Source organism: Solidesulfovibrio sp. C21 (genome assembly GCF_047785625.1).
Lineage (GTDB): Bacteria > Desulfobacterota > Desulfovibrionia > Desulfovibrionales > Desulfovibrionaceae > Solidesulfovibrio.
In genome coordinates this window covers 1-18845 of sequence record NZ_JBLODY010000049.1, presented here as the reverse complement: position 1 = coordinate 18845, position 18845 = coordinate 1, and the positions used below count along the sequence as shown (strand labels likewise).

At 66.3% G+C, this 18845-nt stretch carries 16 protein-coding genes; 7 read left to right on the top strand and 9 right to left on the bottom strand.

The window, feature by feature from the left end; all coding sequences use genetic code 11:
* Positions 1 to 6: 6 nt before the first annotated feature.
* The 7 genes from ACMZ6R_RS14120 to ACMZ6R_RS14090 all read right to left on the bottom strand — a co-directional run bounded on the left by ACMZ6R_RS14120 (position 7) and on the right by ACMZ6R_RS14090 (position 7075).
* Positions 7 to 708 carry an ABC transporter ATP-binding protein gene (locus ACMZ6R_RS14120; protein WP_416112531.1) on the bottom strand — a complete coding sequence of 234 codons (702 nt, stop codon included), beginning with the start codon at positions 706 to 708 and terminating at the stop codon, positions 7 to 9.
* Positions 701 to 1882, bottom strand: coding sequence for an ABC transporter permease (locus tag ACMZ6R_RS14115; RefSeq protein WP_416112529.1), 1182 nt, complete (start codon positions 1880 to 1882; stop codon positions 701 to 703). The genes ACMZ6R_RS14120 and ACMZ6R_RS14115 overlap by 8 nt, the downstream gene beginning before the upstream one ends.
* A gap of 139 nt (positions 1883 to 2021) precedes the next feature.
* Complete coding sequence (locus ACMZ6R_RS14110; protein ID WP_416112527.1) at positions 2022 to 3308, bottom strand: aminotransferase class I/II-fold pyridoxal phosphate-dependent enzyme; 1287 nt, start codon at positions 3306 to 3308, stop codon at positions 2022 to 2024.
* 125 nt (positions 3309 to 3433) lie between these two features.
* The gene (locus ACMZ6R_RS14105) at positions 3434 to 3961 is read right to left on the bottom strand and encodes a hypothetical protein (RefSeq protein WP_416112525.1); all 528 of its coding nucleotides are present in this window, start codon (positions 3959 to 3961) and stop codon (positions 3434 to 3436) included.
* Positions 3958 to 4401 (bottom strand): hypothetical protein, encoded by a 444-nt coding sequence (locus ACMZ6R_RS14100; protein WP_416112523.1) that lies wholly within the window; start codon positions 4399 to 4401, stop codon positions 3958 to 3960. Before ACMZ6R_RS14100 ends, ACMZ6R_RS14105 begins: the two co-directional genes overlap by 4 nt.
* A complete protein-coding gene (locus ACMZ6R_RS14095) occupies positions 4398 to 6059 on the bottom strand; it encodes an ArnT family glycosyltransferase (RefSeq protein WP_416112521.1) in 1662 nt (553 codons plus the stop codon). Before ACMZ6R_RS14095 ends, ACMZ6R_RS14100 begins: the two co-directional genes overlap by 4 nt.
* 41 nt (positions 6060 to 6100) lie before the next feature.
* Entirely contained in the window at positions 6101 to 7075 is a 975-nt protein-coding gene (locus ACMZ6R_RS14090) for a lysophospholipid acyltransferase family protein (RefSeq protein WP_416112519.1), read from the bottom strand.
* Positions 7076 to 7195: 120 nt separating this feature from the next.
* On the opposite strand from ACMZ6R_RS14090, the gene ACMZ6R_RS14085 reads away from it, so the two are divergent.
* The 3 genes from ACMZ6R_RS14085 to ACMZ6R_RS14075 all read left to right on the top strand — a co-directional run bounded on the left by ACMZ6R_RS14085 (position 7196) and on the right by ACMZ6R_RS14075 (position 9123).
* Positions 7196 to 8137 (top strand): NAD-dependent epimerase/dehydratase family protein, encoded by a 942-nt coding sequence (locus tag ACMZ6R_RS14085; RefSeq protein WP_416112517.1) that lies wholly within the window; start codon positions 7196 to 7198, stop codon positions 8135 to 8137.
* A 61-nt stretch (positions 8138 to 8198) separates the two neighbouring features.
* Positions 8199 to 8669, top strand: a complete 471-nt coding sequence (locus ACMZ6R_RS14080; protein WP_416112515.1) for a hypothetical protein — start codon at positions 8199 to 8201, stop codon at positions 8667 to 8669.
* Positions 8670 to 8835: 166 nt separating this feature from the next.
* Positions 8836 to 9123, top strand: a complete 288-nt coding sequence (locus ACMZ6R_RS14075; protein ID WP_416112513.1) for an exonuclease V subunit alpha — start codon at positions 8836 to 8838, stop codon at positions 9121 to 9123.
* A gap of 12 nt (positions 9124 to 9135) precedes the next feature.
* Here the strand turns inward: ACMZ6R_RS14075 and ACMZ6R_RS14070 are convergent, their stop codons facing one another.
* Positions 9136 to 11337, bottom strand: coding sequence for a GumC family protein (locus ACMZ6R_RS14070; RefSeq protein WP_416112511.1), 2202 nt, complete (start codon positions 11335 to 11337; stop codon positions 9136 to 9138).
* Positions 11338 to 12204 carry a polysaccharide biosynthesis/export family protein gene (locus tag ACMZ6R_RS14065; RefSeq protein WP_416112509.1) on the bottom strand — a complete coding sequence of 289 codons (867 nt, stop codon included), beginning with the start codon at positions 12202 to 12204 and terminating at the stop codon, positions 11338 to 11340.
* A gap of 157 nt (positions 12205 to 12361) precedes the next feature.
* Here ACMZ6R_RS14065 and ACMZ6R_RS14060 point away from each other — a divergent pair, with 157 nt between their 5' ends.
* The 4 genes from ACMZ6R_RS14060 to ACMZ6R_RS14045 all read left to right on the top strand — a co-directional run bounded on the left by ACMZ6R_RS14060 (position 12362) and on the right by ACMZ6R_RS14045 (position 18720).
* Positions 12362 to 13384, top strand: a complete 1023-nt coding sequence (locus ACMZ6R_RS14060) for an efflux RND transporter periplasmic adaptor subunit (RefSeq protein WP_416112507.1) — start codon at positions 12362 to 12364, stop codon at positions 13382 to 13384.
* An 8-nt stretch (positions 13385 to 13392) separates the two neighbouring features.
* A complete protein-coding gene (locus tag ACMZ6R_RS14055; protein WP_416112505.1) occupies positions 13393 to 15333 on the top strand; it encodes a hypothetical protein in 1941 nt (646 codons plus the stop codon).
* A 307-nt stretch (positions 15334 to 15640) separates the two neighbouring features.
* Positions 15641 to 17101, top strand: coding sequence for a polysaccharide biosynthesis C-terminal domain-containing protein (locus ACMZ6R_RS14050; RefSeq protein WP_416112503.1), 1461 nt, complete (start codon positions 15641 to 15643; stop codon positions 17099 to 17101).
* On the top strand, positions 17098 to 18720 hold the full coding sequence (locus tag ACMZ6R_RS14045; RefSeq protein WP_416112501.1) for an alkaline phosphatase family protein: 1623 nt from the start codon (positions 17098 to 17100) through the stop codon (positions 18718 to 18720). The genes ACMZ6R_RS14050 and ACMZ6R_RS14045 overlap by 4 nt, the downstream gene beginning before the upstream one ends.
* Positions 18721 to 18845: the final 125 nt, after the last annotated feature.

The following is an 18845-nucleotide window of genomic DNA, read 5'->3' as shown; positions in this document are numbered from 1 at the left end:
GAGCGTTCAACCGTTGAGATAGCCGTCCGTCAGGACGCACGTGCGTGTGCAATGCTCGGCCGTCATCCCGTCGTGGGTGACCACGACCATGGCCGTGCGGGCTTCTTCCGTAATCTTTGTAAAATACTCCAATACACGCAGGCTGTTTTCCCGGTCAAGCTGGCCGGTGGGCTCATCCGCCAAAATAAATTCCGGCTCGTTGACCAGGGCCCTGGCGATGGAAACCCGTTGTCGCTCGCCACCGGAAAGCCGGTTGGACGGCTGGTGGATGCGATGTTCGAGGTTGACCATGGACAGCGCCTCGCGGATCCGGTCGGGCCGCTCCTTGCGGCGCACGCCGGCGTAGATCAGCGGCAACTCCAGGTTCTCGTACACTGTGGAGTTTTCAAGCAGGTCGCAGGTCTGAAAAACGAACCCGAGCATCTCCCGGCGAAAAATGGCCTGCTGGTCGCGGGTCAAGGTCAAAACCTCCACCCCCGCCACTTTATAGGAACCCGTGGAGGGCGGCTGGAAAAGCCCCAGGCAGAAAAGCAGCGTGGATTTTCCGGACCCCGAAGGCCCCATGACCGCGACCATTTCCCCACGACGCACGTGCAGGTTGACGTCCTTGAGCACCGGAATAGCCTCAAGGCCGGTGTTGTAGGTCTTGGTCAGCCGGTTGATGTCGATGACAAGGGCATTGTCGTCGGTGTGGTCGTAGTTACTCATAGCGCATCGCATCCACGACCTGCATCCGGCTGGCCCGGATGGAGGGATAAAGGCCCGCGCCGACGCCGAGGATGGCGGCGAAGGCAAGGCCCATCATCAGGCAGAAGAAGAACAGCCCCTCCGGCGGCCTGGAGCCGAGCATCCGGCTCATGTATTCGATGCCCACCCGTCCGAGGATCACGCCCACCACGGACGAGGAAAAGGTGACGCAAAGGGCTTCGAACAGAAACTGGTAGAGGATGTCGGTATCCAGGGCGCCCATGGCTTTTTTGAGGCCGATTTCCCGTGTCCGGCTGGTGACCGTGGCCATCATGATGTTCCAGATGCCGAACCCGCCGAGGATCATGGTGGCCACGATGGAGCTGTAGATGAAAAGCTCCACCCACCAGAAGATGCGCTGCACCTGCTTGAGAGGCTCCCAGGCCACGTTGACCCGAAGCCCCCGGTCGATCTGGTTGGCCTTGACCACGCCGGGAATGGCCTTGGCCACCGGGGCCACGTCGTCCCAGGTGGCGCAACGCACGTAGGCGCTGTAGGGCATGGAGATGTTCACCACCCGTGCCAGGGCCGTGGTGATGGGCAAAAACACGAACTGGCTGCGGTCGCCGGCGCGCACGCCGCCGAGGATGCCGATGACGGTATAGAGGTTGTCGTCGATGGACAGGATCTTGCCGATGGCTTCCTTGCCCGCGCCGAACATCTGGCGGGCCAGATCCACGCCCACCACGCACACCCGGGCCCCATCCTTGACGTCCTGCTCGTCGAAAAGCCGGCCTTCCGCGGCGTTGAAAGAGAAGACTTCCCAGTAGTTGGCCTCGCAGCCCACCAGGTTGAAGCCAAAAAGCCTGTCGTGCCAGGTGGTCAGCGCGCTGGTCTTGAGCGCCACCTTGGTGATGTCGGAAACGCCGGGGATGCGGGCGAGGGCGTCCAGGGTCCGGTCGCGGAACCATTCCTGGCGCTCCAGCGGCTGCTGCTCGAACATCACGTTGAGGATGGTCGCGCCGCCGAGCAGATCGAGGTCGTTGTTGAAATTCTTCTTGAGGTCGTTGCCCATGGTGATGATGACGATAAAGCCCGCCATACCCAGGGCAATGGATGCCAGGACGCCGATGTAGCGGCGACGCTTGCGCACGACCTCCCGCACGCTGACGCGCACGAGGTCGTAATACCGCATGGGGCCGGCGCCGCGACGCCGAATGCGGTCGAGTTCCGCGACGGTTATCTTTTTTCGTTTTCCAATAGCCATGCTGTGTACCGGGAGACGTCCCAGAAATAACGGATGCTCCCGCGCCTATACCGAAGGCAGGGGCGCTTTACAAGTACGAGAGCCTCGAGCGGCCGGAGGCCTCGGCGGCGTCCCCATCCGGGCACACCGCGTCCATATCCTCGGCCATGTCGCACTCGCGCACGCCGAACTCCCGGGACAGGCGGTCAAGGACCGAAAGGACGAAATCGAGCTGCCGGTCCTGGTGGGTGCTCATGTAGGCGGTTCGAATAAGCGCCTGGCCGCGCGGCACGGCCGGATAGACGGCCGGCAGGGCGAAGACGCCGGCCTCGAACAGGGCGCGTGAAAACTGGAAAGCCTTTTCGTCGGAACCGATGATGATGGGGATGATCGGCGAGGCCGACGCGCCGATGCGCAGCCCGATGTCCTTGTAGGCCTGGCGCATGCGCAGGGTGATCGCATGGAGGTGGTCCACCCGCTCGGGCTCGCGCTCCAGGATGTCCAGGCAGGTCAGCACGGCCACGGTGTTGGCGGCCGGCAGGGCGGCGGAAAAAATCTGGGTGCGCGACTGGTAGCGCAAAAACCGCAGCATGTCCTCGTCGTCGCCGGCGATGAACCCGCCGATGGAGGCCAGGGACTTGCTGAAGGTGCCCATGATGAAATCGACCTTGTCGGTGATGTCGAAATGGTCCGCCGCGCCGCGCCCGCCACGGCCGAACACGCCGAGGCCATGGGCGTCGTCGAGATAAAAGACGATGTCGGGATGGTCGGTTTTGATGGCGGCCAGTTCGTCGAGGACGGCCAGCTCGCCGGACATGCTGAAAACGCCCTCGGTGATCAGGAACACGTCGCCGTCGGGCCGGGCGGCCTTGGCGTCCTCCACGCGCTTGCGCGCCTGGGCCGCGTCGTTGTGGGCGAAGGTGACCAGCCGGGCGCGGGTGTTCTTGATGCCCTCGAAAATGCTGGCGTGGTTTTCCCGGTCGCAGATGACGGTGTCGGCCGGGGTGATCAGCACGCCGAGCGCCCCCATGTTGGTGCTGAAACCCGTCACGTGGACCACGGCGTGGCGCTTGCCGACAAAGGCGGCCAGCCGTTCCTCCAGGGCATGGTGCAGGACCATGTTGCCGCTCAAAAAGCGGGAGCCGCCGGGGCCGGTGCCCCAATCGTAGACGGCCCGAGCCGAGGCGTCCATGACGCGGGGGTCGTGGCTGAGGCCCAGATAATCGTTGGAACCGATCATGACCAGACGCTTGCCGTCCACTTCGACCTCGGTGCCCCAGGTCTTGGCGATGGGCCTAAAATAGGGATTGATCCCCTGGGCGGAAATACTCGAATACAGGGCGTTGACGTGGTCGCAGCGTTGGCGCAGTTTCATGGCGATTGTTTCTTCCTCGTGTGGTTTGGAAGCGGACGGCGGGAGCTTGGGGGGAGAGGTTCGCCGCCCAGCGGCCCTTTGGCCAGGCCGCATTCCGGCGTATGACCGGAGAAACGGCCAATACTTCAAAGGCCGGAGCTTGGCAAGTCCTGGGGATTACGGCCGAAGGCCCGGGCCTCGCGGACATGGGCGGCCAGCTGGCCGAGGATCTTGCTAAGGGCCAGCCGGGCCCGGCCGAACTGGCCGGGAGAGGTCCGGGTGAAATAAATCTCGTCGTCGGGCGTGGCCAGCTCCTCGCTGAAATTACGCAGCCACTGGCCGCGCTTCTTGCTCCATTCCAGGTAGACCCAATAAAAGGATGTGGAGCCGTCCCTGGCCCGGCACCGGGCCGCGCCCCAGGCGTAGGCCTCGCCGCCGCGCTCCACCTGCCGGAACTTCCTGAAATCCCAATCCTGGAAAGCCAGGCCTTCCGAGGCGGTCATGCCCCGCACGGCAATATCCATGGCCCGGCGGTAGCCGTCCTTGGGAACGCCGGTAAGCCCGAGGGCCGGGTAGTACCAGGCCCCGAACCAGACAAGGGTGCCCACGCCGAGAACGATCACGGCCAGCAAGGCGTACAAAAGACGCCTGAGGTTACGTCCCGAGCGGTTCACGGCCTGCCGCCCTCCCCGGTTTCGGTGCAGCCAAGGCCCATGCGCCAGTGCGCGGCTTCCAGGCGTCGGGCCCGCTCAAGCTTTTCCCAGGCCCGCACCTCGTCGTCCACGGCCCGCTCCCGGGTGGCCTGGTCCTTGCGGATGGCCCGGGTGAGCGATTCCTCGCCGACCAGGGACCCCTTGGCCGGCTTGTAGACGCCGGAGCGCAGCTCGGACAGGCGCACGCGCACGGCCTTGTCCGTGGCTTCCAGCACGTCGCGGTGGCGCTCCTTCATGATGGCGGTGTTCTCGCCGTCGTTGACCAGCCCATTGAAGAAATCCCTGGGCCGCAGCCAGGAGGCCGCCTCGGGCGTCTTCATGAAGCCTTTGTACAGGGTGCCGCCAAGGGCCACGAGCAAAAGCAGGCGTACCACGTTTTCCCGGGTAAATACGCGCTTCACGGCCGCGGCTCCTTGAGGCGCCAGACTTCCAGCGCCTTGTTCGGGGGCTCCACCGGCATGAAGTAATGATGGTTGGGGTCGTCGGTGCGGTTGCCGAAGGTCTCGTCGGGAAGGGACAGGGGCACACGTTCGTAGCGGCCCGAAAGGTCCATGCCGTCGGTATATTCCCTGGCCCCGAAAAGAAAGCGGTCGCGGTTGACCCGCACCACCCGGCGCCTAAGCACCCAGTCGGGCACCATGCCCGGCGGCACCGACCCTTGCAGGCCTCCCAGGACCTTGAGCCCGGGGACGTAAAACATCAGCGGCAGATCGCCGTACTCGGCCAACACCGTCTGCCCGGGCTTGGCGTGGGTCTTGAAAAATTCCACGATGCTCGCGTTGACGTCGGGGTAGCCGCACACAAGCTCGGTGACGAGGAGCTTTATGGGAAAATTGAGCGAGGTGAGCTGGCGGAAATCGTTTTGCCACGGCCGGTTGACGATCTTGAGCCGCTCCATGGGATACACGGCCAGCCAGTTGGTAAAGGCCAGCAGGATAAAAAGCATCACGGAGGCGGGCCGGGAAAAGCCCCACAGCCGGCGCACGCACCAGGCGAGCAGGATGGCGCAAAGCGGCAGCAGGTGGGCGATGTAGCGGAAAAAACGCTGGGGCACGATGCCGAGGAAAAGCAGGCTCATGACGATCAGCACGGCGGAAAAAAGCACGAACGTCTCGCCGGGATCGTCCGGCCGCCTGAGCTTCGTGAAAAAGCCCCGCCAGCGCCAGACCAGCGCCACCGACACCGGCAGCGGGATGCAGAACATGCACAGATCGGCAAAGTAGAGCATCAGGTTTTCCGGCACGAGCAGGATGTCGAACATGCCGCTTTGCCGGCCGATGCGGTAGAGCAGAATTCCCGGCACCACGGCCACGACCGTGGTGAGCAGGGTCAAAAGGCCCAGCCGTTTCCAGGCCATGCGCTCGGGATAGACGAGAGCGGCGGCGGCCAGGGCCGTCGGGGCGAAGCTTAAAAAAAGCAGATAGTTGGCGTGAAAAAGCAGGACCATGGAGGCGAATATGGCCCAAAACGGCCCCCAGCGCCGCTGCCAGTCGGAAAAAAAGGCGTCCAGGGACCACAGGACGAAGAGCGTGCCCGGGGCGTAGTAGCGGGCCTGCCGGCCGATCAACAAAAACGGCACGCAGCAAGTGAGCAAAATGGCGGCCAGCAAGGCCCACGAGCGGTCGCCGAAGTGGCGGAGCACCAGCCGGTAGGTCCAGAAGATGGCCAGGAGCGCGGCCAGGGCGAAGGGGATGCGGGCCGCAGCGGTGTCCATGCCGCCAACGGCCATGCCGGCCGCCTGCAGGTATATCTGGATCCAGGGGGACCAGCGCCACAGGTAGCCGCCGGTCTTGTCGAACTCCCGGGCCTCTTCCTGGGACACCACGTTGACCCCGTCGGAGGCGTAGGGCAGGCCGGAGTGCAGGACGTTTCTGGCCAGACAGGCGGTCTCGGCCTCGTCCTGCCAGAAGGGCCGCTGGCCCAGATTGTAGAACAGCAGGAACGCGGCCACGACCAGGACGAGGACAAGGGCCCAGTCCAGGCGGGCGAAAAATCCCGGCGCTCCGTGTTGCGGCGGCGCGGCCGGATGCGTGCCGGCGGTCGTCGTGGATATTGGCATGGCCCGCCCTGGGTAATGGAGGCCGCCGCCGTTGTCCAGCCTCAGGCCCCCTCTTTCACGTTCGCAGCCTCTGCCACGAAAAACGGATCCTGGCCGCCGGCCGCCATGTGCAGCCGAAAAGCCAGGAAATAGAGGTAATGGCTGGGACCCGCGATCACGGCCCGGGACAGACGGTCGGCGAACAGGGCCGTTGCCGCCTCGGCGTCCTCGTGCCGGGGCCCGACCGTGGGCAGGGGCTCCTCGATACGCAGCGTCATCCGGCCGTCCGCCGCCCGCTCCATGAAGCAGGGCAGCACCGCGCAGCCCGTCTTGCCGGCAAGCTGCATGGGCCCCAGGGAAAAGGCGGCCGTGCGACCGAGAAAGGGCACCGCGACGCGTTTTTCCCCGCCGCCGCCGTCCACGGCCACGCCCAGGACGTTGCCGCCGCGCAGGCAGGAAAACGCCTCCCGCAGGCTGCCGAAGACGTTGACGTGGGTCACGGGCAGGGACAACTCGTGGGCCCAACGCATCTCGCGCGTGCGGCGCACCGCCCGGCTCCGCCCCTCGGGCAGCTTTTCATTGAGGACCGTGGCCGGGGCCGAGAGCTGCCACATGCGGTAGCCGGCGTAGCCGATGGCCGGCATGATCATCTGGTTGGCGCCGAAATGGCCGAAGGCGAGCATCACCCCGCGCCCCATGGCCAGGGCGGCGTCGAGGCGGTCGCGGCCTTCGAAGGCGACCAGGGCGGCCGTGCGTTTTGGGGTCAGGCGCGGGAAAAGGAGCGCCTCGAGGTCGGTCTGGCAAAATTCCACCAGGGCCTTGCGGGCGAGGGACAGACGCGCGGCCGGATCGTCGGGCACGCCCGGGACGTAGCGCGCCGCCTCGGCCATGCCGGCAAGCCTGGCGTTGGGCATCCGGCCGAGCGCCCGGCCAAGCCCCCTGGCCAGGGCATGGGCCGCGCCGTCCGGCAGGGTCCAGACAAACCGCTTGAAAGGATGCCAGTAGCACCAGACCAACGCGTCCCGAATCGCCCGCATAATCCCGTCCTTTTTCCGCGCGTGGGTGGCGGGTAGCATGTCTGGCGCGCCTTTCGCAAATGGTGTATGGCCCGGCCAGACGCCTTGCCGTCTTTATCACACAGTCAAAAGGAAGCTTTCATGCGCATACTCGTCACCGGCGGATTCGGTTATATCGGCAGCGTGCTCGTTCCGGAACTTCTCGCGCTTGGCCACGACGTCACGGCCTACGACATCGGCTGGTTCGGCCGCCACGTCCCCGAACATCCCCGCCTCACCGCCATCACCGGCGACACGCGGGACATCGACGCGGTGCCCATGGCCGGCGTCGACGCTGTGATCAACCTGGCCAACGTGGCCAACGACCCCTGCGGCGACCTGGATTCCAAGCTGACCTGGGAGGTCAACTGCCTGGCCACCATGAAGCTGGCCGAGAAGGCCGTGGCCTGCGGGGTCAAGCAGTTCCTGCACGCCTCCTCGGGCTCGGTCTACGGCGTCAAGGACGAGCCGGAAGTGACCGAGGACCTGCCCTGCGTGCCCATCTCGGACTACAACAAGACCAAGATGGTCAGCGAGCGGGTGCTTTTGAGCTATGCCGACAAGCTCGCCCTGACCATCCTGCGCCCGGCCACGGTGTGCGGCTATTCCCCGCGCATGCGCCTGGACGTGGCCGTCAACCTGCTCACCATGCAGGCCCTGGCCAAAAAGCACATCACCGTCCTTGGCGGCGACCAGACCCGGCCCAACATCCACATGAAGGACATCGTGCGGGTGTTCCTGCATTTCCTGGCCGCCGGCGGCAAATACACCGGCATTTACAACGCGGGCTTCGAGAACATCTCCATACTCGATCTGGCCAGGATGATCGTGGAGGAGGCCCCGGCGGAAATCGAGATCAAGCCGTCCAACGATCCCCGCTCCTACCGCCAGAATTCCGACAAGCTGCTGGCCACCGGCTTTGCGCCCAAATACGGCGTGGCCGACGGCATCCGCGACGTGGCCGCGGCCTTCCGGGAAGGCCGGCTGGCCGACGAGGACCGCTGGTACAACATCCGCACCATGAAGACCCTGCCCAGGCTGTAGGCCGCGTCCGAACACGGCGCGGACCGGGCCGGCGACGGACGGGGAGGGAGGCGACGGAACGATGGACGCCCGGACATATCCCTGGGAACGTGTGGCCACCGCCGGGGTGGCGGTGTTGCTGCTGCTCCTTGCCGGCCTGGTCTGGCTGGGGTTTGCCAACGAACGGCTGCGCCAGCAGGTCCACGCCGTGGAGGTAAGCGTCAAGGCTCTGCCGCCGACCGCGCCGGCGGTCGACGTCACGGGACTGGCCGGACAGGTCAAGGCCGTCGGCGAGGCGGTAAGCGCCCTTTCGGCCAAGGTCGACGCCTTGCGCGGTCGCGACGCGGCCAAGGCCCTGGAGCGGCTCTCCGGCGAGGTCCGCGCGCTCAGCGCCAAGGTGGACGGGCTTGCCGCCGCCAAGGCCGCCGCGGCCAAGTCGGGCAAAACGGGGAAAAAGTCCGCCGCCTCGCCATCCCGGAGCGCTCCGGTCGAGGACGGCGGCCAGCCCCGGCCCTTTTACGGTCCGGGCTACCCGGCCTGGCCGGGCTACTAAGGTTCCCCCAAGCCCTCTCTCCCAGCCTTTTTCATGCAGGTTGCCGCTACAACCTGTTAAAAAAGTTTAGGAAGGGGAGAGCGCGAGAGGGGAGAACCCTTTTCAAAGGGTTTCCCCTCTCGCACCCTCTTCACCGCATCCTTCCCCTCATCACAAGGAACACGCCATGACCAATCCCGATGCCGGCATTTTCGACAGCAAAGCCTATGCCGAGGCCCTGGCATTTTCCCGCAGCCTGCGCGCGCCCGGCAACCCGCTGGATTTCCCCAGCTACGCCGACTACGTGCGCCTGGTGGCCGAGCGGGTGGTCATCGACCTGGAGAGCTTCGACCCGGACATGGCCGATTTCCAGGAACTGCCCGAGACCTACGAGCTGGCCTACCTGACGGCGCGTCTGGAACGCCTGCGCGCCAGGATACTGGCCGAGCGCGGCGTGGATGTGAAGGATTTGTAGAAAGCGCCCGCGTCAGACGGCCGGCGCGGCCTTGGCGCGGCGCAGACGGCGGCGGATGACCCGCCACTGCTCGCGCGGGGTCAGGTCGTCGGCCGGAGCGCCGTCAAGCAGGCAAAACGGCGTGCGGCCGGTTGCGGCCAGCACTTCGGACGCGGCCTGGGCCAGGACCGGCCCGGGCGTGCGGTACAGTCCGGCCACTAGCGCCACCGCCCCGGTCAGTCGGGAAAGGGCCAGCGCGTCGCCCGAACGGGAACACGGCGCGGCGCAGACAAGCACCCGGTCGAAACGGTCGGCCAGTTCCGCCAGAACCCGCCGCAACGCCGGCCCGTCCATGAGACGGTCGGCCGTATCCCCGTCCACCGGGACCGCCGCGGCCGGCAAAATCCAAAGCGAAGGTTCATCGCCGGGCACAAGCACCGAGGCAAGCGGCGTCTCCCCGGCGAGCGCCTCGGCCAGGCCGGGTCCGGCAGGCAGGCCGGCCACGGCGTAAAGGCCCGACTGGCGCAGGTCGGCGTCGACGACCAGGGTCGTCCGGCCGCTTCGGGCCACGGTCCGGCCCAGATCGAGGGTCAGCCCGTACGCTTCGGCCGGAGCCACGGTCCCGTCGGCAGCGGCCACGACCACCAGACGCGGCCCGCCGTCGTCGGCCCCGGCGGGATACAGGGCCTCGCGCAGCCGCCGCAGGGCCTGGGCGCGGGCCGCCCGGTCGCGCCTGGGGACGAACCCAAGTGGCATCGCGCCCGCCGCCAATGCCCCCGCCGGCCCGGAAACCGTCTCGTCGGCGTAGGCCGCGACCAGGGCGGCCACGACAGCCAGGAATCCGCCGAGGAGCGCCCCCACAGCCAGCATCAGCGACAGTTTGGGCCGCATGTAGTCGTTGATCTTGCCCGGAATCGTCGCCGGCTCGACCATATGGGCCAGGGACAGGTCGAGGCCTTCGCCGGCCGCGGCCATGGAGGCCAGCTGGTTGAGGCTGTTGACGAACGTCTGCCGCGCATCCACCTTGACCGCCACCAGGGCATCGGCCGCGAGCTTGGCCGGATGGGCCTCGGCTTCCTTCTCCAAAGCGGCGAGCAGGGTCGCGTAGGCCTCGTCCTGGCTCTCGTAGCCGGCGACCTGGGACGTGTACTCGGCCCCGCGCTCGCTCAAATAGCTGTACGTCGGGTCCGTGGACACGGTTTCCGAGCCGAACACCTTTTGCGCCTCGTCCTTGATGATGCGCTTGGCCTCGGCGATCTTGCTTTCGATCTCCTTGACCGCCGGGTGCTCGGCGGTCATGCGCGTCCTGGCCGAAGCCAGGTCCATGTAAAGGTCGCGCAGGGTCAGCTTGACGGAGTCGATCAGGCCCGAGCGTTGGAGGGACTGCGAGGTCTTGCGAAATTCCGGACGCTTGGCCAGCTGGGCCTTGACGTTGGCCAGCATGCCCCGGGCCTTGATGAGGCTCAGGCGATTGGCGTCGCGGTCGGAGGTGAGGGTGTAATAGCGGGTGACGAGCTGCTCGCCCGCAGTGGAGAGATCCACGATCTTCTCCCGCCGGCGCAGATCGCGCTGCTCGTCGAGCGCCTGGTTGAACGCGGCCCGGGCCCTGGGCAGTTCCTTGTCCACGGCCTCGGCCAGAAGCCGGCACTCGTCCTGGCGCATGGCCGTTTCGCGGGCGACGAAGGACCGGGCCGTAGCGTTGGCCAGGGCGATGGACAGCTCCAGGGAATCGGCCGAGGAGGAAAATTCCAGGATATCGGAATCCTCCATCATGGCCGCCTTGATGTAGGGCCGGGGAAAGAGGAGGTGGACCAGCGACTTGTTGGTCAACTCCTCATAGGTCATGGGCCGCCGTCCCAGGTCCGGGACGAAATGATCGAGGAGCAAGCGCACGAAAGGGATGAACTCCAGCACTTGCAGCGACTTGCGCTTGCGCGTCAGGTGCAGTTCCCGGATGACGGGCCGCAGTACCGGCACGGTGGCGGCCAGGTCCTCATAGGTGGAGCGCTCGGTGTCGGTGAGCGATGCGCTCCCGGTCATGGCCGAATCGAGGGAGATGCGCGAAAGCAGGGAGGCCTTGGTCGAGGAATGGTAGAGGTAGACCTTGGCCGAGGAGACATACTGGGTTTCCGTCAGAACGGTCAGCAGGGCCAGCCCGCAGAAAATGACGGCGAAGACCCAGGACATGAGCTTGCGACGTCGCCAGAGCAGGCGCAAAAGCTCGCGCAATTCCATTTATTGCACCGAGATAACCCCGCCCTGGCTGTTGCTTAACACCTCTCCGGCCACGGGTTGGGATTGGGTGACGACGGTTGTCTGATCCTTCGGTCCCTTGAAAAGATCGTCCATCGCGTCCCGCAGCTGCGGTATGAAGATGACGAAGCGTTCCGCGTTGACCAGGGTGTTGAGCACCGAGGACATGCGGCTCATGAACTGCTCCACGCTGGCCCAGTCGCTTTTGGGGACGTAGAGGATGTCGCCGCCCTCCAGGTAACGATTGAACCCGACCACGCCCTCGCCTACCTTGGTCCCCAGGCGCATGTCGAGAATATAGGCATGGGGCTTGTCCCCCTCGGGCCGCAACAGCACCACCGTGGACATGCCGGCGTTGTCCGTGAAGCCGCCGGTGCGGGCCACGGCCTCGAACAGGTTCATGTCGTGATCCACGGTGACCACGCCCTGGCTTTTGACCTCGCCGAGCACCATGGCGGTCTGGCTGCGCAGAGTGGAGACGTTCACCATCACCTGGGGATCGACGATATATTTGGCGTAGGCCTTGGCCAGCTCGCCGCGCAATTCGGACACGGTGCGTCCGCCGGCCGCTACCTCGCCCACGAGCGGCAGGCTGATGTTGCCGGCGGCGTCCACCCGGGCCGAGGTCTTGAGGTCGTCGTTGCGCCACACCTCGATGGACACTTCGTCGCCGTAGCCGAGCACGGACCGCCGTTGCGACTGGCCCGCAACGTGTTTTTTGGAAGTGGCCGTCAGCGGGGGCGGCGTGGAATGCGTGGAACAGGCCGAAAGCGCCACGACCAGGGACAGGCAGACCATCGCCGCAACGACGCGGCAATAAACGGGAAAAAAGGCGAAGGCTCGCGGCATGGATTTCCTTGACTGGCTCTTGGACAACTTTCCTGATAAGGGATTTGAGGCGCCCGCGCAAGGCGTGCGACCGCATTGTGGTCCGGGCGGTTGTGCGCTATCAGGCGACGCGAGCGGCCATGTGCCGCCAATCCTTAATCACGCACCCAGGCATGTCATGAAACCCATACGCTTTTTTTGCGGCCTGCTGGCCGTGCTGTCCATGTGCCTTCCCGGCCGGGCCGCCGCCGAGACCCTGACCTTTCTCGGCAAGAGCTATTGCCCCGTCAAATACGAGATCACCTGGCCGTTCAGCACCAACGCCACCAAGGCGGCCAAACAGGGCACCGGCATCCAGGCCAACATCTACGAATTGCCCGAAGGCAAGAAGAACGAGGATAAATCCGCCACCGAAATGGGCTCGGACATGAGCCGCCTGCGCATCCTTTCGGCCCCGCTCAAGGTGGGGGACAAGGTGGACGAGGATCAGATCCTCATCACCTACGAGATGCCGCTGGAAAACCTCATGGCCGAAAAGCAGGCGCTCTCCCGGACCGAACTGGACGACGTCGAACACGCGCTGGCCTACGTGGAGAGCCAGCTGACCGCGCTGCGCCAGCAACAGGCGGACCTGGAAAACCTGGCCACCGGGAAATCCGTCGCCCCCATCGCCGTTCGCATGGGCGCCCGGGACATCGACGCATTGCTTATGCGGCGCGACTACCTGCGGGAAAAGTACGAGCTCGCCAAGCAGAGCTACGACAATGCCATCATCATCGCCAAGTCCAAGTTCGGCAAGGACCAGGACGTCCACAAACTGCCGCGCATCGGCTACATCCGCTCTCCGGCCAGCGGCTATGTGCTGTGGACCAACTACCGCCTCGTCCCGGGCATGGCCTTCACCAAGCAGGCCTCGCTCATTTCCATCGGCCGCCTCGACCCCATCCTCATCCGGGCCTCGGTGCATGAAATTGCCGCCCAAAAACTGAAGGTGGGCGATCCCGTGTCCATCGTTTTCCACACCCTGCCCGGCCAGACCTTCCACTCCACCATCAGCAAGGTCGATTTCGTGGCCCAGCCGGCCATGCTGCAGCAGCCGTCGTTTTACAGGATTGAAATCACCCTGCCCAACTCCGATCTGCGCATCAAGGAAGGCATGCGCTGCGACGTCACGGTCACCGTGCCGGACGCCGCCAAATAACCCGCCGCATGCTGCAAGCCGCCTTTGCCATCCTGATCAATTGCGCCGTGTTCGCCGGCGTGGGGCTCGGTCCCATGGCCGTTCTGGCCCGGGGCGTGGGGCTGCCGGCCGTTTTGGCCATGGCCCCGGCCGCCGGCTATGCCCTGGCCAGCGTGGCGCTCACCTGCTGGCTGATGCGGGAGGGTACGGTGGGCGCGGCCATGGTCCCCGTCACCGGCGGGCTCCTGGCCGTATCGCTGGTGTGCCTGATCCTCGTGCGCCGGGACCTGCTTGGCCGTCTGGCCGCCGTTCGCGGCAGGCGGCTTCTGGCCGGGCTGGCCGGGGCCGTGCTGTGCCTGGGGATGCTCACCGCGCCGCTTTCCGCCGGCAACAAGGGCTATGCCGTCTTTCGCGGCAACGCCAGCGACTCCTTCATCTACATGTTCCTGGCCAGGTATTTCGACGTCCACCCCCGGGCCTGGGCCTTCACCCATTCCCCCGAGGAGGTGGAGGCCGACGACCCCATGCTCGGCCCGCCGCGCTCCATGCTGAACATCCGCTGGACGTGCGGGGCCATGCTGGCCTACGGCGCCAAGCTTGCCGGCATGGGCATCGTGGATTTTCAATACCCGTTCACGATGACGAGTTTCATGCTTTTTTACGCGGCCATGCTGGCCTTTCTCGCGGCCATGGGATTTTCGCCGTTTCTGGCGGCGCTGACATCCCTGGTCATGGCCACGGGATTTTATGGCCAGTTCGTGCTCGACATCCGGGCCTTTTCCCAGATCAACGTCCTGCCGCTGACCGTGCTGCTCGCCTGGGCCATCTCCCTGCCACCGCCGGAGCGGACGCCGGACATCATACGTCGCGCCGGCCTGCTCGGGCTTTCCTTCCTGGCCTGCTTCGTCAATTATACCGAGATCTTTCCCATGGTCGTCGGCGCGGCCGCGGCGTTTCTCGGGCTTTTGGGCCTGGCCGGGCGCCTCACCCGCCGCCAGGCGCTCGTCCAGACGGCCGGATTCGCCGTGGGCCTGGCCGCCACCTGGCCGTTACGGTTCCTCTACGCCCACATGCTGGCCCAGATCCATTTCACCACCATCGCGCCGGAACTGTGGAGCGAAGCCTATTTTCCCTGGCTCTTCAAAAACATCCCCGCCGGCATCTTCGGCGTCACCCTGGCCGGGGACGGTTTTGCCAAGCTGCCCGGGCTGTCCTTTCTCCACATCCATACGGCCGTCATCACGCTGTTCGCCCTGCTCTTGGCCGTGCTGTTCCTTGCCGGCGTCCTGCGGGCCCTTGCCGACCGCGACCACGACGCGCCGCTGGCCGCCGTGGCCTTTGCCGCCGCATCGCTTGCCACCTTCGCCCTTTTTACGCTTCGGGACACGCCCTGGGTGGCGGGCAAGGGGCTGTCCTATTTTTACCCCTTCATCCTGTGCCTGCCGCTCTACGCCGCCCTGTCCCGAAACGCCCTGCCACGACTCGCCCGGTCGGGCTGGATAAAATGGGCGCTGCCGACCGCAACGGCCCTGGCCATGGCCTTTCTCGTGCTCCAGCTGTCCTTTGCCTGCCTGCGCCCGGTCTATGCGGCCATGGACGCGGATTACCCCGACTACGTGCGCAACCACGGCCGCTACCGGGCCATCGACTGCGACATCGACGCCATCCGGGCCGCCCTGGTCGCGGCCGGGGCCAAGGATGTCGGCATATGCTCGGCCGATCCCTGGAAATGGTCGTTTCTGGGCCTGACGCTGGGTGAACGCTGGCGGGTGCGCCTGCCCGGCCAGATGCTCGAAGGACCGCCCGACGGCAAGGTTTTCGTGGCCCTGGACCTGCCCAAATCCGGCGTCCCGGCCGACTTGGCCCCCTATCTCGCGGCCAAAAACGCCAGCTTCGCCCTCTACCTTCTGCCCCGCGCCCGGCTGGCCGCCCTGGCCGGCACGCTGCCCTGCGCCCGGGAGCCGTACTGATTGCGCCGGCGCGCGCCTCGTTGCCCGCGCCGAGCCGTCCCCGCTGGCCGGGACACGGCCTCCCTTTTGACGTACCCCGGGCGTAACCACCGCCGGGCGCATCCGTCGCCAGGGCTGTTTACGCCCCCCCGGGGCCGTGCTATTTCATGGCAGACATTGGAAAAGGTTCGCCCGCGCCTTGGCCTCGGCCTTCTTCGCCGGCCCGTCGTCCCGGATCGCTGACCGGCGCGTGGAACTTTTCGCGGCAACGCAGCCAGGGGGATTGCGTGCAACAGCCTGCCACCCGTCCGCCAAAGGACACCGCCGCGTGACGCCTTCGCCACGGTCGCTGGCCCGCAACTTTCTTTCCCTGGCCGTTTCCCGGCTGGTCCAGATCGCCAGCGGCTTTTTCGTGCTGCTGGCCGTGGCCCGGGTCCTGCCCCTCGACGATTTCGGCCGATACGCCTCGATCATGGCCCTGGCCGGGGCTGTGGTCGCGGTCACCTATTTCGGCATCCAGCAGATCATGATCCGCGACATGGCCCTCGACAGGAGTTGCGCCCCGGCGGCCCTGGGCCAGGCGCTGACCCTGCGCCTGGGGCTGCTCGTCCTGGCCGGGCTGGTCCTGGCGACCATCGGTTTTTTTTCCGGCTACAAAGGACCGGCCGCCCTCGGACTGGCGCTCGCCTTCGGGATCGAGGCCTGCCGCTCCTTGAGCCTGCTTGGCTGCGCCGTGTTCCAGGCCTACGAATGCATGGGCTACGAACCGCCGCTCTCCATCATTTCCGGGCTGGCCTCCCTGCTCCTGGTCGGGCTGGCGCTGTGGCTGGGCCTTGGCGTCACGGGCGTTCTGGCCGGGCTTTTCGCCGCCGCCGCCCTGCACATGCTGCTCGTCTGGTTCGTCTCGGGCCGCTCTCTGTGCCGCCCGTCGTTTTCTTTCGACCGGAGCGCGCTGTGGCGCATGCTCGCAGCCTCGTCGGTGGTGGGGCTCGGCGTCTTTTTCCACCAGAACCTGTTTCGGGCCAACACCCTGGCCCTGACCTGGCTGGCCGACCTTGCGGCCGTGGCCGATTTCCAGGCCCCGCACGAATTCATCCTCAAGCTCGAAATTCTGCCCCAGGCGCTAATGCTGGCCGTGTTCCCGGCCCTGGCCCGTCTGGCCCCGGTCGATCCCCTGGGCGCCAGACGCCTGTTCCGGCTCATCTTCCGCCACACCCTGCACGCCATGGTCCTGCCCTCGATCCTGCTGGCCTTTTACGCCGAGCCGGCCTGCATGCTGATCTTCGGCCCCAAGTATACGGGGTCGGTCATGGTCCTGCGCATCCTTTCCCTGGCCATGGCCCCCCTGGCCCTGGACATGCTGGTCAACAACGTCCTCGTGGCCATCGGCCGCCAGCGCTACGCCCTCTATTACGCGGCGGCGGCCCTGGCCCTCAATGTCGCCGGCAACATCTACGCCGTGCCCCGCTACGGCGCGCTCGGCTCGGCAGTGGTGGCCCTTGGCTCGTATTTGTGGCTTTTGGCCTTTTCCACGCGCTTCGCCGCCCGGCACGGCTTCCGGTCCCATGCCACAGGCCCGCTTCTGCGGGTGCTGTGCGCCGGGGGAGCCTGCCTCGGGGCCTGCGCGCTCCTGCGCCAGATGCCCTTTGTCGGCGCATCGCTCGGCGCGCTGGTGTACGTGGCCGTGCTGGCGGGCCTTAGGGCCTTCGGCCGCCGCGACATCCTGGAACTGCGCTCCGTCATGCACCCGCGCCCGCAAGGCACGGACAACCCCGGAGAAAACCTATGAAGGCAGCCCACGTGGTGGTCGTCGGCTGGGACGGCGCCACCTTCGACATCGTGAAGCCCATGATCGCGGCCGGCCGTATGCCGGTGCTGGAAAAATTCCTCAGGGACGGCGTGCACGCGCCCCTTTGCTCCACCGTGCCGCCGGTCACCCCCGTGGCCTGGACGAGCTTCGCCACCGGATGCACGCCCGGTCGCCACGGCATCTTCGACGCCCTGACCCTGGACCCGGCCAGCCACGAGGTGCGCTTCGTGTCGGCGACCATGCGCCGGGCCGCGCCCATCTGGGCCGTGCTCTCGGACCGGGGCCGGCCGGCCGGGGCCGTCAACGTGCCCGTGACCTGGCCACCCGATCCCGTCGACGGACTCGTGATCTCGGGTATGTTCACCCCGTCCTACGCCGAGGATTACGTGCATCCCCCCGAGCTGCGCGAAAAAATCGAGGCCCGCTTCGGCCCCTGCCGGGATTCGCCCAACATGGACCCGGACCCCGGACGCTACCTGCAAAACCTGCTTGCGGGCGTCGACGCCCGCTGCGAGCTGACGCTGTGGCTCATGGCCCAAAAGCCCCTCGACTATTTCTGCTCGGTCTTCATGGAATCCGACCGGGTGCAGCATTTCTTCTGGGCCTACCGCGACCCGTCCCATCCCGACCACGCCGTCCTGGGCCAGGCCATCGAGGCCGTGTACGAACGCCTGGACGCGGCGCTCGGACGCATCCTCGACGCCTGCCCGCCGGATACGGCCGTGGCCCTGGTTTCCGACCACGGGGCCGGGCCGCTCAAGCGCGCCATCTTTCTCAACCGCTGGCTCATGGACAACGGCTTCCTGACGCTCTCCGGCGAGCTGGCCGCCCTGGCCGCCAGACACCACGCCCCATCTGGACTCAAAAAAGCGGTTGTCGCCCTGGCCAAGGCGATCCTGCCCGAATCCGTGCTGGAAGCCCGGCGCAAGGCCAAGTCCAAGGCCTTCGCCCGTATCAACAACCTCTTTTCCGCCATCGTGGACTGGGACAGGACGACCTGCGTATCGGAAGGCATCGCCGGCGGCATCTTCTTCAACCCCAAGCTGGTGGGCGAAGCCGACCGGGCGGAACTGACGCGCCGGCTCAAGGAAGGCCTGCTCGCCATCGTGGACCCGCAGACCGGGGCCCATCCCTTTGCCGCCGTGTACGCCCGGGAAGAGCTCTACAACGGCCCGGCCGTCTCCGGCGCGCCGGACGTCATCACCCTGTGCGGCCCGGGCTATCAGGTGCTGGTGCCCCACGAGATCGCGCTCTACGAACAGGGCGCGCCGACCGGGCTTTTCGCGACGCACAAATGGAGCGGCCGCCACGAGCAGTACGGGGTGTTCGCCCTGCGCGGCCCGGGCGTGGCCGCCGGCGTGGAGCTTGCCGACGCGGCCATGGCCGACGTGACGCCGACGCTGCTCTACGCCCTGGACGAGGCCGTGCCGGAAAACATGGACGGACGCGTGCTGGCCGGGGCCTTCACGGCCGAAACCCTGGCCGCCCGACCGCCGCAGACCACCACGGCCACCGCCAGCATGACAGGCGCGGCCGGCACCGACGGCGCACAGGCGAACCAGATCGCGGACGAGCTTTCGGATTTGGGGTATATGTAGGGGGAGAGGAAGGACAGATGTGCGAGAGGGGGACCTTTTTTGAAAAAAAAGGTCCCCCTCTCGCGCTCTCCCCTCCAAAAAACTTTTAACGATTACAGCTGAGTAACGCTATCACTCTGTAACCG

Bases quoted from the DNA above. Each gene is read 5' to 3' on its own strand.
- ACMZ6R_RS14120 (WP_416112531.1), bottom strand. From the start codon at position 708: ATGAGTAACTACGACCACACCGACGACAATGCCCTTGTCATCGACATC.
- ACMZ6R_RS14115 (WP_416112529.1), bottom strand. From the start codon at position 1,882: ATGCGGTATTACGACCTCGTGCGCGTCAGCGTGCGGGAGGTCGTGCGC.
- ACMZ6R_RS14110 (WP_416112527.1), bottom strand. From the start codon at position 3,308: ATGAAACTGCGCCAACGCTGCGACCACGTCAACGCCCTGTATTCGAGT.
- ACMZ6R_RS14095 (WP_416112521.1), bottom strand. From the start codon at position 6,059: ATGCCAATATCCACGACGACCGCCGGCACGCATCCGGCCGCGCCGCCG.
- ACMZ6R_RS14090 (WP_416112519.1), bottom strand. From the start codon at position 7,075: ATGCGGGCGATTCGGGACGCGTTGGTCTGGTGCTACTGGCATCCTTTC.
- ACMZ6R_RS14085 (WP_416112517.1), top strand. From the start codon at position 7,196: ATGCGCATACTCGTCACCGGCGGATTCGGTTATATCGGCAGCGTGCTC.
- ACMZ6R_RS14080 (WP_416112515.1), top strand. From the start codon at position 8,199: ATGGACGCCCGGACATATCCCTGGGAACGTGTGGCCACCGCCGGGGTG.
- ACMZ6R_RS14075 (WP_416112513.1), top strand. From the start codon at position 8,836: ATGACCAATCCCGATGCCGGCATTTTCGACAGCAAAGCCTATGCCGAG.
- ACMZ6R_RS14070 (WP_416112511.1), bottom strand. From the start codon at position 11,337: ATGGAATTGCGCGAGCTTTTGCGCCTGCTCTGGCGACGTCGCAAGCTC.
- ACMZ6R_RS14065 (WP_416112509.1), bottom strand. From the start codon at position 12,204: ATGCCGCGAGCCTTCGCCTTTTTTCCCGTTTATTGCCGCGTCGTTGCG.
- ACMZ6R_RS14060 (WP_416112507.1), top strand. From the start codon at position 12,362: ATGAAACCCATACGCTTTTTTTGCGGCCTGCTGGCCGTGCTGTCCATG.
- ACMZ6R_RS14055 (WP_416112505.1), top strand. From the start codon at position 13,393: ATGCTGCAAGCCGCCTTTGCCATCCTGATCAATTGCGCCGTGTTCGCC.
- ACMZ6R_RS14045 (WP_416112501.1), top strand. From the start codon at position 17,098: ATGAAGGCAGCCCACGTGGTGGTCGTCGGCTGGGACGGCGCCACCTTC.